The following is a 16031-nucleotide window of genomic DNA, read 5'->3' as shown; positions in this document are numbered from 1 at the left end:
GAATGGGGAAAAGTAGATAATAGTGCAGGTATTTTTAATAAACTTGCTTGTAAAAAGCTTGTACCGGTTGATGCAATAGTATTAAGTAGCGATTGAAAATAATCTTCAAACGTTGCTTGATATGATGCGTCTAACGAATGAATAAACATCGTAATCTTATTATATACAGGATAAACAAATCCTTCTAACAACAATTGGAATTGGAGGAACAACTCTTTCATATACACCGGTGCTTTTTCTGCTAACATCGTTGACCCTTGGAGCACTTCTGAGACAACGAGTGCTATGATGCTCATAAAACAAATAATAACTAAAAATAATACCGTGCAAATTGCCACATATCGAGGAAGTCTCCACTTATTCTCAATGTAATTAACAAACGGATTTAAGATTATAGAAACGATAATTGCAATTAAAAAAGGGTATAAAAATATAAAAGCATATTTTAAGAAGATTAGGAAACAAACAATTAAAAAAACGACAAAAGTTAATCGTGAAAAACGCAAAATATATTGCATATGCATTAGCAAAACCTCATTTTAAATCATTTTTTAAAATCCATGGCTTGGTTACTTTATCGTATGCAATCGAATTGTTTGTTAGAAGTGATGTCATGCATATTAAACACGTGCAGCAGCGTTTTAGGTTTGAAAAGAAACTTTTCAGCTAAAATAAAGTGGTTTCAATTCACATTAGCATAGGAATCCTTTATACTTAGCTTAAAGACGAGATAATTCAACAGGATGTGCAGCACGTGTTGAACAAATGATATTTTCATTTAGGGGTTAGTATAATTTTTAGAAAAAGGAGAGAGTGTTTATGTCAACAACTAAAGGACTTGAAGGTGTAATTGCCGCTCAATCATCAATTAGCTCGATTATCGATGACAAGCTTACATATGTAGGTTATACAATTGATGACTTGGCAGAAAATGCATCTTTTGAAGAAGTAGTTTATTTATTATGGAATTTAAAGCTACCGAATAAGTCGGAGCTTGACCAAATAAGAAAAGATTTAGTTACGAATATGCAAGTTCCTGATGCAATTATTGATCATTTACGTTCTTATGATTTGTCTAAAGTACATCCTATGGCGGCGCTTCGCACAGCCATTTCATTTTTAGGTGTGCTTGATGAGGAAGCAGATAATTTAGACGAAGATGCAAACAAACGCAAAGCAATTCGTTTGCAAGCACAAGTAGCCACGATTGTTGCTGCATTTTCTCGAATTCGTAAAGGTCAAGAGCCGGTAAAACCGAAGGATGATTTAACTTTTGCGGAAAACTTTTTATATATGCTAAATGGTAAAAATCCAGAAGCGATTGAAGTAGAAGCGATTGATAAAGCTTTAGTGTTACATGCGGATCATGAGTTAAACGCTTCCACTTTTACTGCGCGAGTTTGTGTTGCTACCTTATCTGACATATATTCTGGAATAACAGCAGCTATTGGTGCGCTAAAAGGATTTCTACATGGTGGAGCAAATGAGCGTGTAATGGCTATGCTCTCCGAAATTGGTGAGGAAGAAAACGCAATTCCTTATATTAAAGAAAAACTTGCAAATAAAGAATTAATTATGGGGATGGGGCACCGCGTTTATCGAACTGGAGATCCGCGTGCAAAGCATCTTCAAAGAATGTCTAGTGAGTTAACAAAACTAACAGGACAAGAAAAATGGTACAATATGTCCGTGAAAATTGAAGAGTATATTAAAAAAGAAAAAGGCTTGCCAGCAAACGTAGATTTCTACTCGGCGTCTGTTTACCATAGTCTTGGAATCGATCATGATTTATTTACACCGATATTTGCTGTAAGCCGAATGTCTGGTTGGATTGCTCACATTTTAGAGCAGTACGAAAACAACCGTCTCATTCGACCACGGGCAGAATATGTAGGACCAGAAATACAGACGTTTATACCACTTGAGAATCGTGATTAATTAATAGCCGGGGTCCCGGCTATTATCATGTAATAAAGAATATGATAGTATTGAAATGCAGGAAGAATAATAGGAGGTTTTTTTAATGGCTCAAGGTGAAAAAATAACAGTTGATAAAGGTGTATTAAATGTTCCAGATCATCCAATTGTACCTTTTATAGAAGGAGATGGAACAGGACCAGATATTTGGGCTGCAGCGAGTAAAGTATTAGATGCAGCAGTTGAAAAAGCGTATAACGGTAAGAAAGAGATTGTATGGAAAGAAGTTTACGCTGGTGAGAAAGCATTCAACAAAACAGGTGAATGGCTACCGAAAGAAACATTAGATCAGATTGAAGAATATAAGATTGCAATTAAGGGGCCTTTAACTACGCCGATAGGTGGGGGATTCCGTTCATTAAACGTAGCATTAAGACAGGAGCTAGACTTGTTCACTTGCTTACGTCCTGTTCGTTACTTTGAAGGAGTACCCTCGCCAGTTAAGCATCCAGAGGATGTGGACATGGCTATTTTCCGTGAAAACACAGAGGATATTTATGCAGGCATAGAATGGCAGCAAGGTACAGACGATGTTAAAAAGGTAATTGACTTTTTACAAAATGAAATGGGAGTTAAAAACATTCGCTTCCCAGAAACTTCTGGAATTGGAATTAAGCCAGTATCAGAAGAAGGAACAAAGCGTCTCGTACGCGCGAGCATCGATTATGCGATAGCAGAAGGACGTAAAAGTGTTACATTAGTACACAAAGGCAATATTATGAAATTTACAGAAGGCTCATTTAAGAACTGGGGCTATGAAGTTGCTGAAGAAGAATACGGAGAAAAAGTATTCACATGGGCAGAGTACGATCGAATTGTTGAAAAAGACGGTAAGGAAGCTGCAAATAAAGCGCAGGATGATGCAGAAAAAGCTGGGAAAATTATTATCAAAGATGCAATTGCAGATATTTTCCTTCAGCAAATCTTAACTCGTCCGAATGAGTTTGATGTCGTTGCTACAATGAACTTGAATGGAGACTACATCTCAGATGCATTAGCTGCACAAGTTGGTGGAATAGGAATTGCGCCAGGTGCAAATATTAACTACGATACAGGACATGCAATTTTTGAAGCAACACATGGTACGGCTCCAAAATATGCTGGCCTGGACAAGGTTAATCCATCTTCTGTTATTTTATCAGGAGTATTAATGCTAGAGCATTTAGGCTGGAGAGAAGCTGCCGATCTAGTCACAAAAGCAATGGATAAAACAATTGCTTCTAAAGTAGTAACATATGACTTTGCACGTTTAATGGACGGCGCTACAGAAGTAAAATGTTCCGAGTTTGGTAATGAATTAATAAAAAATATGGACTAAGAGGTGAACAAATTGGCCATAAAAAGAAGAAAGATCTCAGTCATCGGCTCCGGGTTCACAGGGGCTACAACAGCATTAATGATTGCACAAAAAGAACTGGGAGACGTTGTTCTCGTCGATATTCCAAATATGGAAGATCCAACGAAAGGAAAGGCGCTTGATATGCTGGAAGCAAGTCCAGTTCAAGGGTTTGATGCACGTATTACTGGAACTGCAAATTACGCGGATACGAAGGATTCGGATATTGTAATAATTACAGCAGGCATTGCAAGAAAGCCAGGGATGAGTAGAGACGATTTAGTGAATACAAACGCAAAAATAATGAAATCTGTTACGAAAGAAATAGTAACCTACTCTCCAAAGTGTTTTATTATTGTACTTACGAATCCCGTTGATGCAATGACATACACTGCATTTAAAGAGTCGGGCTTTCCGAAAGAGCGTGTCATTGGACAATCCGGCATCTTAGATACTGCACGTTTTCGTACATTCGTTTCCGAGGAGCTGAACCTATCCGTAAAAGATGTAACTGGATTTGTATTAGGTGGGCACGGAGATGATATGGTGCCACTTATTCGATACTCTTATGCAGGCGGTATTCCACTTGAAAAGCTTATTTCTAAGGATCGGTTGGATGCGATTGTAGAGCGTACAAGAAAAGGTGGCGGAGAAATTGTAAACCTTCTTGGTAACGGAAGTGCCTATTATGCTCCAGCTGCATCATTAACTGAAATGGCAGAAGCTATTTTAAAAGATCAACGTCGTGTACTTCCTTCGATCGCTTATTTGGAAGGCGAGTATGGCTATAATGATATTTACCTTGGTGTTCCTACGGTAATTGGTGGAAAAGGAATCGAGAATATTATTGAACTGGATTTAACAACTGAGGAAAAGAAAGCACTTGATAAATCCGCTGATTCCGTCAAAAATGTATTAAACGTATTACAATAATATTCTATAAACAGAGAAGCTTCTTTTTGTATTTATCATATGGAAAGAAGCTTCTTTTGTTCGATTCATCTAATTGTAAAATTTCATTTACAATATGCGAAAAGTATTCACTTGTTGGCGAACGCATTGTAAGATAGAGTTAATAGCTTATTGTCACAGAAATGAGGTTTCGAAATGAAAAAAATACTGATTGTAGATGATGAATCATCTATTGTGACATTGTTAAAGTACAATATAGAAAAAGCAGGATTCGTTACAGAAGTGGCCTATGATGGGGAAGCAGCTTTAAAAAAGGTGGAACAAGACAATTTTCATTTAATTGTACTTGATTTAATGCTACCGAAAATGGATGGAATGGAAGTTTGCAAGCACTTGCGCTTAAATAAAAATAACATACCAATTATAATGCTAACAGCTAAAGATGAATTGTATGATAAGGTATTAGGATTGGAATTTGGGGCGGATGATTATTTAACAAAGCCATTTAGCCCGAAAGAAGTAGTAGCAAGGATTAAGGCAATTTTGCGACGAACAAATATGGAGCATAGTAAACAATCATCTGAAATTAAGGTTGGACGCTTAACGATTTATCCAGAAAAGTACGAAGCAAAAATGAACGGGGCAACTTTAACCTTTACCCGAAAGGAATTTGAGCTTTTACTTTATTTGGCAAATCATATTGGCAATGTCTTATCAAGAGACCAACTTTTAAGTGCAGTATGGAACTATGACTTTGCTGGTGACACACGAATCGTCGATGTCCATATAAGTCGATTGCGCGAAAAAATAGAAAATAATACGAGAACACCAGCCTATATTAAAACGATTCGCGGGTTAGGTTATAAAATGGAGGAACCAGCGTCATGAAGCCGTTGCTTTCAAAAACATTATTTACATATGCATTTGGGATATTTCTTTTAATTGTTATTAGTGGTGCTATTTTAAGCCAAGTAATTAATAACCTTTTCGTACTCTTAGCTGTGTTAATTATTCAATATATCATTTTAATTGTCGTTTTATTGCAAGTTTTTGATCGGTATGTAAAGCCAATCGACAAGGCTACGAATACGGTAGATAAATTAGTGAAAGGCAACTATCGTGCACGAATCCATCATCCCATGAATGGCCATGTCGGTGAATTGTTTGGGAAAATTAATGCGCTTGCTCGAAACTTGAGTGAATTAACGATACATGAACAAATACAAGCTGAGCAGTTTTCCACCGTTATTGATAACTCTGAAAGTGGTCTCGTATTAATTGATGAAAAGGGCTATATTCATCTCGTTAACCGAAAGTTTATATCTATGTTTGGGAAAGAGCCCAACGATTATATTGGTTATTTATATTACGATGTACTCGAAAACGAAATCATTCATAAAACGGTTCAAGAGACATTTTTGTATGAAAAAAATGTGAAGCAGTTATTTACATTATCTAAGGAAACAGATAAGTTCTTTTTAGAAATTGTCGGAGCACCTATTTTTAATGAACGTAATATGTTACGAGGTGCAGTTCTCGTACTGTACGATATTACGGAATTGAAAAAATTAGAAGTAATGCGCAAAGACTTTGTAGCTAATGTATCCCATGAATTAAAAACCCCGATTACATCAATTAAAGGATTTGCGGAAACATTGTTAGATGGAGCAATTGATGATGAAACAACTCGCAAACAATTTTTAGGTATTATATATGAGGAAAGCAAACGAATCCAAGTATTGATAGAAGATTTGCTCATCTTATCCAAACTAGAAAAAGATGAATTTCAACTTGTTTTTTCTGAAGTGCAGTTTAACACGGTATTGGACGAAATAGTTCCACTCTTGCAGCATCAAGCGTCAGAAAAAAGGATTGAATTTACGACGGAGCTATTAACGGATACACCATTTACAGCAGATAAGGAAAGAGTAAAGCAAGTATTGATTAATTTGCTTACAAATGCAATTAGCTATACACCTGAAGGCGGACAAATAACATTATTAATTGATGAAACAAAGGATTTTGTTCGTATCCAAGTAAAAGATACGGGGATTGGAATAGAAAAAGATGCACTACCCCGCATTTTTGAACGGTTTTATCGAGTCGATAAGGCAAGAAGCAGGAATACAGGCGGTACTGGTCTAGGGCTTGCGATTGTAAAGCATATTGTAGAAGTTCATAATGGAAAAATAACGGTCGATAGTGAACTAAATAAAGGAACTACATTTTCGGTTTACTTGCCAAAAGAAAGACCTTCGAAACAAAAAACATCCTCTTAGTAACAGAGGGTGTTTTATTATATAATTGAAAGCATAACTGGAATATGGAGGTATGAAAATGACAAATAAATTGGTTCTTATTGATGGAAACAGTTTAATATATCGAGCGTTTTTTGCTCTTCCCCTTTTAAATAATGATAAAGGGGTTTATACAAATGCTGTTTATGGATTTACAAAGCTTATAATGCGAATTCTAGAAGAAGAAAAGCCAACACATCTACTCGTTGCATTTGATGCAGGAAAAACAACCTTTCGTCACAAAACGTATAAAGAATATAAAGGTGGACGTCAGAAAACACCACCTGAACTATCAGAGCAATTTCCACTTGCAAAAGAATTGCTCGATGCGTTTAATATTCCTCATTATCAGCTTGAGCAGTATGAAGCAGATGATATTATTGGCACGCTGGCAGGGGCAGTTAACACAAAGGACTGGAAAGTAAAGGTTATTTCGGGGGATCAAGATATGCTTCAGCTTGTTTCTCCTTCTGTAACGGTTGATGTTACGAAGAAGGGAATTAGTGAAGTTGAATCGTATACACCCGCATTTTTACAGGAGAAAATGGGACTAAGGCCAGAGCAAATAATTGACTTAAAAGCATTAATGGGGGATAGCTCAGATAATATACCTGGAGTACGTGGCGTAGGAATAAAAACAGCTACTAAGCTACTCGGTCAGTATAATACAATTGAATCCGTCTACGATCATTTAGAAGATATTTCAGGTAAAAGGTTAAAGGAAAACTTAGTCACATATCAAAAAGAAGCTTTTTTAAGTAAACAGCTTGCAACAATAAATTGCGAATCACCGATTGAGCTTACAGTTAATGATCTAGCCTATAATGGGTATGAATCTAAAGATGTATTTACGATTTTTAAGGAACTAGGCTTTCAATCGTTACTTGATAAAATGGACCATTCAGGATCTGTAAATGAAGAAAAAATATTGCAGTCGGTAGATTATACACTAGTTGAACAAATTACTTCAGAAATGTTTACCGGAAACGAAACGTTAATTATTGAAATGCTTCATGAAAACTATCACCAAGCTACCATCGAAGGCGTCGCAATTGTAAATGATGCTAATAAATATTTCATTCCGGCCGCAGCAGCAATAAATTCCTCCGTATTTAAAGAATGGGCGGAAAATGAACGTAATAAAAAATATGTATATGACGCAAAAGGAACTGTAGTTTCTTTATTAAGACACGGAATACATATAAAAGGAATTACTTTTGATCTATTACTCGCCTCTTATTTGATAAACCCAGCTGAGAATAACCAAGACATCCCGTCTATTGGAAAGCGAATGGGCTATGAAGAAGTTCGTTTTGATGAGGAAGTTTATGGAAAAGGTGCCAAAATGAAGGTTCCAGAACAACCTATTTTAGCCGAGCATTTGATTCGAAAAGCAAATACGATCCATTCTGTAAAACACCGTGTCGAAGAAGAATTGAAAAAGAATGAGCAGTTCAAGCTTTACAAGGAGTTAGAGATGCCACTTGCACTTATATTAGGAGAGATGGAGCATCGTGGTGTAAGCGTAGATCGTACGCGTTTGGACAAAATGCATGTTGAGCTAAAGGAACGGCTTCAAACGATAGAAAATAAAATATATGGACTCGCAGGGGAAACGTTTAATGTAAATTCACCGAAACAGCTCGGGTCTATTTTATTTGAAAAACTGGAACTGCCAGTTATTAAAAAGACAAAGACAGGCTATTCCACAGCTGCAGAAGTATTGGAGAAACTCGAAGGAGAGCATGAGATTATTTCCCAAATTCTTTTATATCGCCAATTAGGAAAGCTGCAATCAACATATATCGAAGGCTTATTAAAAGTAATTGACGAAGGAAAGATCCATACACGATTTAACCAAGCATTGACACAAACTGGCAGACTCAGTTCAACGGAACCTAATTTACAAAACATTCCAATTCGTTTGGAAGAAGGACGGAAAATTAGACAAGCTTTTGTTCCATCGAATAACGACTGGGTTATTTTTGCAGCAGATTATTCTCAAATTGAATTACGTGTATTGGCTCATATTGCCGAAGATGAAAAATTAATTGCAGCATTTAAAGATAATTTAGATATTCATACGCAAACAGCGATGGACGTATTTCATGTAGATAAAAACGACGTAGATGCAAATATGCGTAGACAAGCTAAAGCGGTAAATTTTGGTATTGTTTATGGTATCAGTGATTATGGATTGTCACAAAATCTTGGAATAACGAGAAAAGAAGCGAAGCATTTTATCGACCGTTACTTTATGAGCTATCCAGGGGTTAAAGCTTATATGGATGAGATCGTTCAAGAAGCGAAGCACAAAGGATACGTAACAACGCTAATGAATCGCCGACGTTATTTACCTGAAATAACGAGTAGAAATTTCAATCAACGCAGCTTTGCCGAGCGAACAGCGATGAATACACCTATTCAAGGTAGCGCTGCTGATATTATAAAGAAAGCGATGATTGATTTATCTTTAAAACTGAAAACCGATAAGCTGCAAGCGAAGTTATTATTACAGGTTCATGATGAATTGATTTTGGAAGCACCAAAGGACGAAGTTGAAAAGCTAAAGCAAATAGTGCCACAAATGATGGAACAAACTGTTGAGTTAATGGTTCCTTTAAAAGTAGATTATGCATACGGCGACAGCTGGTTTGATGCAAAATAAGGGGAAGTAGATGCGATGCCTGAATTACCAGAGGTAGAAACAATCAGAAATACATTAAAGCAATTAGTTTTAGGTAAAACAATTCATAAAGTATCCGTTTATTGGCCAAACATTATTAAACAGCCAGACGATATTATCCACTTTCAACAGTTATTAAATGGACAGACGATTCAAACGATTGAAAGAAAAGGTAAATTTTTACTTTTTTATTTAAATGACTATGTATTAATTTCTCATTTGCGCATGGAGGGAAAGTACAGCCTTCATACAAAAGGAGAAACGATAAAGAAGCATACACATGTAATTTTATCGTTTACAGATGGTCAAGAGCTTCGCTACAATGATGTTCGTAAATTCGGTACGATGCATGTCATTGAAAAAGGAAAAGAGCGATTTGAAAAGCCACTGCGTGATCTTGGACCCGATCCATTTGAGAAGGAGTTTACTACAGAATATTTCTTAAAAAAGTTGCAACGAACAGGACGATCGATAAAAGCGGTTTTGTTAGATCAAACCGTTGTAGCAGGTCTTGGAAATATTTACGTAGATGAAGTATTGTTTAAGTCAAATATCCACCCATTAAAATCGGCAAACACCGTAACAGCAATAGAAGCGGATATATTAAAACACCATGCTGAAACTACGTTAAAAGAAGCCGTTAAACGTGGGGGTACAACAATACGATCGTACGTAAATGGGGATGGAGAGATGGGCATGTTCCAGCAAGAGCTTTACGTATATGGCAAGCAGTATGAGCCATGTAAACGATGTGCCAGCCCAATAATTAAATTACGAGTTGCTGGAAGAGGTACACACATATGCCCAGCCTGTCAAAAGGAATAAAAGGAGGTCGAAAATGGGTATAGTTATTGGCTTAACAGGAAGTATCGCTACAGGTAAAAGTACAGTTTCAGCAATGATCTCTAAATTGAGTATTCCAGTAATTGATGCGGATCAAATAGCAAGAGATGTAGTAATTCCTGGTAAAACTGCCTATCGAAGCATAATTGAAACATTTGGTGAACACGTACTAAATAGGGATGAGACAATTAATCGAAAAAAACTCGGTAAACTGATTTTTTCGAATGAAGAAAAGCGAAGGCAGTTGAACAAAATTATTCATCCTGAGATACGAAAAGAGATGCTGCAGCAAAGGGACGCCTTAATTAAGGCGGGAGAAGAATGTGTTGTTTTAGATATACCGTTACTATTTGAAAGCAAGCTGATGCATTTTGTTGATAAAATTATTGTAGTTTATGTAGATGAAAAAACACAATTAGATCGTCTGATGAAGCGCGATGAAACGGATTATGAAGAGGCAAAATCTCGAATTCAAGCGCAAATTCCTGTGAGTAAAAAAGCAGAAATGGCAGATGCTATTATAGATAATAGCCAATCGCAACAATCTTCTTACGAGCAGTTAGTAGCTATTTTGAAAAAATGGGATATACTTTCACATTAATTTTGTGTAAAAAGGGTTAATTTCAGCACATTTCTTTTTAAATGTGTTATACTATTTGGTGAAAATAACAATTAAAGTATAACATATACAGGAGGATTTATAATGAATAGAACCCGAATTGCAATTAATGGATTTGGTCGTATCGGAAGAATGGTTTTCCGGCAAGCTATTTTTGATAAACAATTAGAGGTTGTTGCCATTAATGCGAGCTATCCTCCCGAAACATTAGCCCATTTAATTAAATATGACAGTGTGCATGGAGTTTTTGATGGAGAAGTAATCGGAAATAATGATGGAATCCACATTAATGGAAAGAAAATAGAACTTGTACATTCTCGGGAGCCTGAAAAGCTTCCTTGGAAGGAACTTAATATTGATATCGTTGTGGAAGCAACTGGAAAGTTTAATTCTAAGGACGGTGCAAGCAGACATTTACAAGCTGGTGCGAGTAAGGTAGTTATAACCGCTCCAGGTCAAAATGTAGATAAGACAATTGTGCTCGGTGTAAACGAAGATAGCTATATTCCAGAGACAGATGATATAATTTCAAATGCGTCGTGTACAACGAATTGTTTAGCGCCAGTTGTCAAAGTACTAGATGATAACTTTAAAATAAAAAATGGATTAATGACTACCGTACATGCATTTACGACGGATCAATTAAACTTGGATAATCCACATAAAGATTTACGGAGAGCAAGAGGATGTACGCAGTCTATAATTCCTACTTCGACAGGTGCTGCGAAAGCACTAGGAGAAGTATTGCCTCATTTAAATGGGAAATTGCACGGAATGGCCTTGCGAGTGCCTACACCAAATGTTTCACTTGTTGATCTAGTAGTGGATGTTGAGAAAGATGTAAGTGAGACAGAAGTCAATGAAGCCTTTAAAAAAGCTGCTAATCATACGATGCGAGGAATACTCCAATATAGTACAGAGCCCCTCGTATCAATTGATTACACATCATCTAGTTACTCGGCTATTATAGATAGCTTAACGACAATGGTTATGGATAAAAACAAAATAAAAGTATTGGCATGGTATGATAATGAGTGGGGATATTCGAAAAGAGTAGTTGATCTAACGAAATATGTTGGCAGCTATTTTGTACAAAAACAAAAAGTAAATATTTCTTAGAAGCATTGATTTTGATTCGAGCTATAATTTCAAATCTACCGATTGTTTTTTCTATTTCAGCTAATAGAGAAGGCAATCGGTATTTGTATTAGGGAAAAATGATAAATCATGTTAAAATATAAGGAATAACAATTAGCGATTTAGATTTTGAATGATTATGAATGGGGTTTAACTAGGATGAAATGCTCAAATTGCCATAATAAAAGTACAAAAGTATTAGATTCTCGCCCAATTGAAGAAGGTAGAGCGATTCGCAGACGGAGAGAATGTGAACAGTGTGGCTGTCGTTTTACAACCTTTGAACGAATGGAAGAATCTCCTTTAGTCATTGTAAAAAAAGATGGCACTAGACAGGAGTTTAGTAGAGATAAATTAATACGCGGACTTATTCGTGCTTGTGAAAAAAGACCTGTTCCCATTGAAAAAATAGAAGAAATAGCAATCGGCGTAGAGAAGGAGATCCGAACTTCCGAGCTATCAGAGATTGAAAGTAATTATATTGGAGAAATGGTGATGAACCGACTCTCTGAAGTTGATGATCTTGCATATATACGTTTTGCTTCGGTCTACCGACAATTTAAAGATATAAATATGTTCTTGGATGAATTAAAGGAATTAATCAATCGTAATAAAGATAAATCGTAATTAAAAAGGAAAGGGTTAATCCGATGAAATATATTGGCAAAATATTGCCCATTGAAGGCTACGAAGTACTACTTAATGGAGATCTTCCGGTTGATTATTCGATTTCATTAACTCATTTATACCAGCCTTTAATCGGAATGGAAGCCATTATGCTGTATCAAACACTACTAAACGATGCGCAAATACGGACGGAAACATCGTTACACACACATCATACGTTAATGACTTACTTAGATATCCCATTGGATCAATTATATGAGGCCAGATTAAAGCTAGAAGGGATAGGGCTTCTTCAAACCTTTGCTTTAGAATCGGATATGAATACATCGTACGTATATAAATTGCAAGCTCCCTTTTCTCCTTCTAGCTTTTTTCAAGATGCTATGCTCTCTGAGCTCCTTTATCATCACCTAGGTGAAATGAAATATAAAGAATTAAATCGCCGCTGTAAGATAGATAGCCAGGACAAGCTAGGAGTAAATGTAACTGCATCCTTTAAAGAAGTTTTTCAAACGTTTCAACCAAGCTTTGAACATGAAGTTCCTCTTAATGACCAAGATAAACGCATTACTCAGACAAAGAATAGCTCTCAAATCGATTTCTCCTGGATGAAGCAAATGTTAAAGCAACGAATGATTCCCGTAAATAGTGTGTTAACGGAGGAGAATAAACTATTAATCTCTCAAATGATGGTTTTATACGACCTTGAGCCTTATGAGATAGATAAATCTGTCTTATGGGCAATCAGTGAGGATCATACGTTGGATCGGGAGGAATTTAAAGCAGCTTGTCATGATTTGTTTAAAGCAAAGCATAATGAAGTGCCGATTCAACTGGTAAAAAACAAAAAAATGGAAAAGACTAAAGATAGATCGACACCTCTAACGAAAGAGGAACAGCTCGTAGAAACTTTGCAAAGGATAACTCCAAAGCAACTGCTCGAAGACTTATCTAATGGAAATCATGCATCTGAGCAGGATATGAAAATCATTCGAGAAGTAATGACGAAGCAAGGACTTCCGCCAGCCGTTATGAACGTACTCATTCATTACGTGTTGTTACAGTCGGATATGAAGTTATCTAAAGCTTATTTAGAAAAAATCGCTAGTCATTGGTCTCGAGCAAAATTGAAAACTGCCAAGGATGCGATGGAATTTGCTAAAAAAGAAACGACTAAACGAACGAAAAATACGTATTCAAAAAGAACCTACTACAATCAAGCAAAATCAACAGTAGGCGTATTGCCTGATTGGTTTAAAGAAAGAAAGCAAAAGCAGAAACAAGTACCGAAGCAATCTCCTGCTAACCAATCCATTGATATGGAAGAAGAGAAGGAAGAAGTGTTAGCACTGCTTCGAAAACATGCCGGAACAACTCAAAATAATCATTTTCAAGGATGATTTATATGGAATCAATACAATCAACATTAAAAAGCTGGATACAAAAAAATCCTCAATTTAAAGATAGACTACAAAATATACAACAAGATATTTTAAAGCATCCAGATGTTTTGCAGTTTCTATCTGAGCATCCCGAATTAACCGAACAAACAGTGACAAAGCATTTAATTAAGCTTCATGAATACGTATCTCAATCAAAGCAATGCAAGCAATGTGCTTCTTATTCGGAGTGTAAAAATATGTTGAAAGGCTACTCGCCTATTTTACGTGTAGAAAATGGTGAGATTAGATTAGCCTATGAAAAATGTTCAAATCATATTGCACATGAACAGATTGCAGAACAGCAGAACTTGATTAAAAGTTTATATATGCCTAAAGAAATACTTGAAGCATCGATAGAAAAAATTGAATTTGATCAAGGAAGAAGTCAGGCCATTCGTGAAATTAGTTATTTTCTTGATCAGGCGAAGACACAGCTACCGGCGAAAGGATTGTATATAACCGGACCATTTGGAGTCGGAAAAACTTACTTTCTAGGTGCTATTGCAAATAAATTAAAAGAGTTTCACATACCGACGATGATCATTTATATGCCGGAGTTTGTCCGTGAAATAAAGAATGCGTTCAAAGATGATTCCGTCAACGAAAAAATAAACTATTTTAAAACGACCCAAGTATTAATGATCGATGACATAGGAGCTGAAATGCAATCGGCCTGGTTCAGAGATGAAGTACTCGGTTCAATATTGCAGTATCGTATGATGGAGCGATTGCCAGTCTTTTTTACTTCTAACTACACACTAGATCAATTGGAGATCGAGTTAGCTACTACACGTGGAGGGGTAGAAGAAGTGAAAGCTGGGCGAATAATTGAACGTATTAAACAAGTAAGTAAAGAGATCCCGTTATATGGTGAGAACAGGAGAGAAACCCCCCCTTCTGTTTAAGGTTCTTTGTCAAATGATGTTGGTGATGTATTCTACGTCGAGGGATGCATACTAATTAAGTAAAACGAAAACAATAAAGCTTGCGCTCTGATTTCACTGGCTTGTACTACATCCGACAGGCTTTCCGAAAGAGTCTGTCGGGTTTTCGTTTCAGTCAGCTTAAAGAGTGGGAATATCCTAATTGCACACACTTCAATGCTGTTTCATTTGCATTGGAGTGTGTGTCTTTCTGTTTTGTATTGTACTTTGTTTCTATAGGTTTTCGCTTTTGAAATAACGCATGATTCAATTCTTATAATTCCTAAAGATATTGTACCTATAAGCGACTCTATTAAATACTTCAAGTTTGTTGTTGGTCCCTTCAATTCGCCCATTGTTATACGGATAAAAGAAGTTATTCTTTATATATGAAAGATGCTTTCGTAACATCTTTAAACTGGTTTTCATGTAGGATGATATGCACTTCGTGTTGCACCTTATTCGTATACTTTCTAATGCATTGTAATCACGATACTGTCGAAGGTAATACAGAGCAATCCCGCGCAATCGATCGTAAAGTGTGTGCATCAGCTGACTTGATGATAACTAGCGTGTTCGTATTCTTGAAAATGAAGCAATTTTCCTTAACATATATTCTATCATTGGATTGAATAAGAACTAGTTTTCGTGGGATATACATTTTTTCTAACCTTTGTCCATATAATGTATCAGGTGGTTTTGGATAAGGTGGTGTTTATTGCTGGATGTATATTTTAAGTCTGATCAGGAAGTAATATGTTTTTGCGAAAACTTGTTTAAAAAAATTAAACTGATTGAATTAAATTGGAAAACCGATAAAGAATGGGGGAATCATATTCAATTTAAACAAAAGTTATCTTCTGAACATTTACAAGAAATAGCAGACTCAATGGTGCATGTCTTTTTTGTGTTTCGATTATCGCGAATGATTAAACAAGTCATTCAAAAATATTATTTTTATACAAATATTTATGAGATTGAGCGGATATGTGAGATTGCTTACGGTGCTTTATCAGGCGAAGATAAAGAAGCGTTTAAGCTGATTGATAGACATAAAGAAATGGAGCCGAAAAGCAGTTTGTATTCCCTCTTTATGACAAATATTAAAAGCTCTAAAGTCATTCATTTTGATTCGATTATACAATTTCAGTTAAATTCTTTTAAAGAACGACTTGTTTATGATGTCGGATTAGCAATTGATGAGTTTAAAAGAGAAGAAGACCACCAGGCGT

General features: G+C 36.0%; 14 protein-coding genes and 1 pseudogene. 13 read left to right on the top strand and 2 right to left on the bottom strand.

The window, feature by feature from the left end:
* Positions 1–524 (bottom strand): AI-2E family transporter (locus ACLIBH_RS13675; RefSeq protein ID WP_439317272.1); only part of this gene is annotated, 524 nt, incomplete at its 3' end.
* Positions 525–819: 295 nt separating this feature from the next.
* On the opposite strand from ACLIBH_RS13675, the gene citZ reads away from it, so the two are divergent.
* The 12 genes from citZ (at position 820) to dnaI (ending at position 14781) form a co-directional block, all read left to right on the top strand.
* On the top strand, positions 820–1938 hold the full coding sequence (gene citZ, locus ACLIBH_RS13670) for a citrate synthase (protein ID WP_439317271.1): 1119 nt from the start codon (positions 820–822) through the stop codon (positions 1936–1938).
* An 85-nt stretch (positions 1939–2023) separates the two neighbouring features.
* Positions 2024–3295, top strand: a complete 1272-nt coding sequence (icd, locus tag ACLIBH_RS13665; RefSeq protein ID WP_439317270.1) for an NADP-dependent isocitrate dehydrogenase — start codon at positions 2024–2026, stop codon at positions 3293–3295.
* 12 nt (positions 3296–3307) lie between these two features.
* Positions 3308–4246: a malate dehydrogenase gene (mdh, locus tag ACLIBH_RS13660; protein ID WP_439317269.1), complete on the top strand. Its 939-nt coding sequence runs from the start codon at positions 3308–3310 to the stop codon at positions 4244–4246.
* 174 nt (positions 4247–4420) lie between these two features.
* Positions 4421–5113, top strand: coding sequence for a response regulator (locus tag ACLIBH_RS13655; protein ID WP_439317268.1), 693 nt, complete (start codon positions 4421–4423; stop codon positions 5111–5113).
* Positions 5110–6504 carry a two-component system histidine kinase PnpS gene (pnpS, locus tag ACLIBH_RS13650; RefSeq protein WP_439317267.1) on the top strand — a complete coding sequence of 465 codons (1395 nt, stop codon included), beginning with the start codon at positions 5110–5112 and terminating at the stop codon, positions 6502–6504. The genes ACLIBH_RS13655 and pnpS overlap by 4 nt, the downstream gene beginning before the upstream one ends.
* Before the next feature lie 58 nt (positions 6505–6562).
* Positions 6563–9190: a DNA polymerase I gene (gene polA / locus ACLIBH_RS13645; protein ID WP_439317266.1), complete on the top strand. Its 2628-nt coding sequence runs from the start codon at positions 6563–6565 to the stop codon at positions 9188–9190.
* Between the two features lie 15 nt (positions 9191–9205).
* Complete coding sequence (gene mutM / locus ACLIBH_RS13640) at positions 9206–10033, top strand: DNA-formamidopyrimidine glycosylase (RefSeq protein ID WP_439317265.1); 828 nt, start codon at positions 9206–9208, stop codon at positions 10031–10033.
* 13 nt (positions 10034–10046) lie between these two features.
* A complete protein-coding gene (gene coaE / locus ACLIBH_RS13635) occupies positions 10047–10652 on the top strand; it encodes a dephospho-CoA kinase (protein WP_439317264.1) in 606 nt (201 codons plus the stop codon).
* A 102-nt stretch (positions 10653–10754) separates the two neighbouring features.
* Positions 10755–11789 (top strand): glyceraldehyde-3-phosphate dehydrogenase, encoded by a 1035-nt coding sequence (locus ACLIBH_RS13630; protein ID WP_439317263.1) that lies wholly within the window; start codon positions 10755–10757, stop codon positions 11787–11789.
* A 177-nt stretch (positions 11790–11966) separates the two neighbouring features.
* Positions 11967–12434, top strand: coding sequence for a transcriptional regulator NrdR (nrdR, locus tag ACLIBH_RS13625; RefSeq protein ID WP_439317262.1), 468 nt, complete (start codon positions 11967–11969; stop codon positions 12432–12434).
* A 23-nt stretch (positions 12435–12457) separates the two neighbouring features.
* Positions 12458–13834 (top strand): replication initiation and membrane attachment family protein, encoded by a 1377-nt coding sequence (locus ACLIBH_RS13620; RefSeq protein ID WP_439317261.1) that lies wholly within the window; start codon positions 12458–12460, stop codon positions 13832–13834.
* A 5-nt stretch (positions 13835–13839) separates the two neighbouring features.
* The gene (gene dnaI, locus ACLIBH_RS13615) at positions 13840–14781 is read left to right on the top strand and encodes a primosomal protein DnaI (RefSeq protein WP_439317260.1); all 942 of its coding nucleotides are present in this window, start codon (positions 13840–13842) and stop codon (positions 14779–14781) included.
* Positions 14782–15072: 291 nt separating this feature from the next.
* Here dnaI and ACLIBH_RS13610 read toward each other — a convergent pair.
* Positions 15073–15348, bottom strand: a pseudogene (locus tag ACLIBH_RS13610) (transposase); the annotation flags it as partial.
* A 169-nt stretch (positions 15349–15517) separates the two neighbouring features.
* Between ACLIBH_RS13610 and ytxC the strand changes: the two are divergent.
* Positions 15518–16031: sporulation protein YtxC (gene ytxC / locus ACLIBH_RS13605; protein ID WP_439317259.1), on the top strand; the 514-nt coding region annotated here is incomplete at its 3' end.

The sequence above is a fragment of the Virgibacillus sp. W0430 genome (assembly GCF_051846935.1).
GTDB lineage: Bacteria > Bacillota > Bacilli > Bacillales > Amphibacillaceae > JBPYCR01.
This window is presented reverse-complemented; position numbering and strand designations above follow the sequence as displayed.

Coding starts and splice junctions, on each gene's coding strand:
- citZ (WP_439317271.1), top strand. CDS start 820: ATGTCAACAACTAAAGGACTTGAAGGTGTAATTGCCGCTCAATCATCA.
- icd (WP_439317270.1), top strand. CDS start 2,024: ATGGCTCAAGGTGAAAAAATAACAGTTGATAAAGGTGTATTAAATGTT.
- ACLIBH_RS13655 (WP_439317268.1), top strand. CDS start 4,421: ATGAAAAAAATACTGATTGTAGATGATGAATCATCTATTGTGACATTG.
- pnpS (WP_439317267.1), top strand. CDS start 5,110: ATGAAGCCGTTGCTTTCAAAAACATTATTTACATATGCATTTGGGATA.
- polA (WP_439317266.1), top strand. CDS start 6,563: ATGACAAATAAATTGGTTCTTATTGATGGAAACAGTTTAATATATCGA.
- mutM (WP_439317265.1), top strand. CDS start 9,206: ATGCCTGAATTACCAGAGGTAGAAACAATCAGAAATACATTAAAGCAA.
- coaE (WP_439317264.1), top strand. CDS start 10,047: ATGGGTATAGTTATTGGCTTAACAGGAAGTATCGCTACAGGTAAAAGT.
- ACLIBH_RS13630 (WP_439317263.1), top strand. CDS start 10,755: ATGAATAGAACCCGAATTGCAATTAATGGATTTGGTCGTATCGGAAGA.
- nrdR (WP_439317262.1), top strand. CDS start 11,967: ATGAAATGCTCAAATTGCCATAATAAAAGTACAAAAGTATTAGATTCT.
- ACLIBH_RS13620 (WP_439317261.1), top strand. CDS start 12,458: ATGAAATATATTGGCAAAATATTGCCCATTGAAGGCTACGAAGTACTA.
- dnaI (WP_439317260.1), top strand. CDS start 13,840: ATGGAATCAATACAATCAACATTAAAAAGCTGGATACAAAAAAATCCT.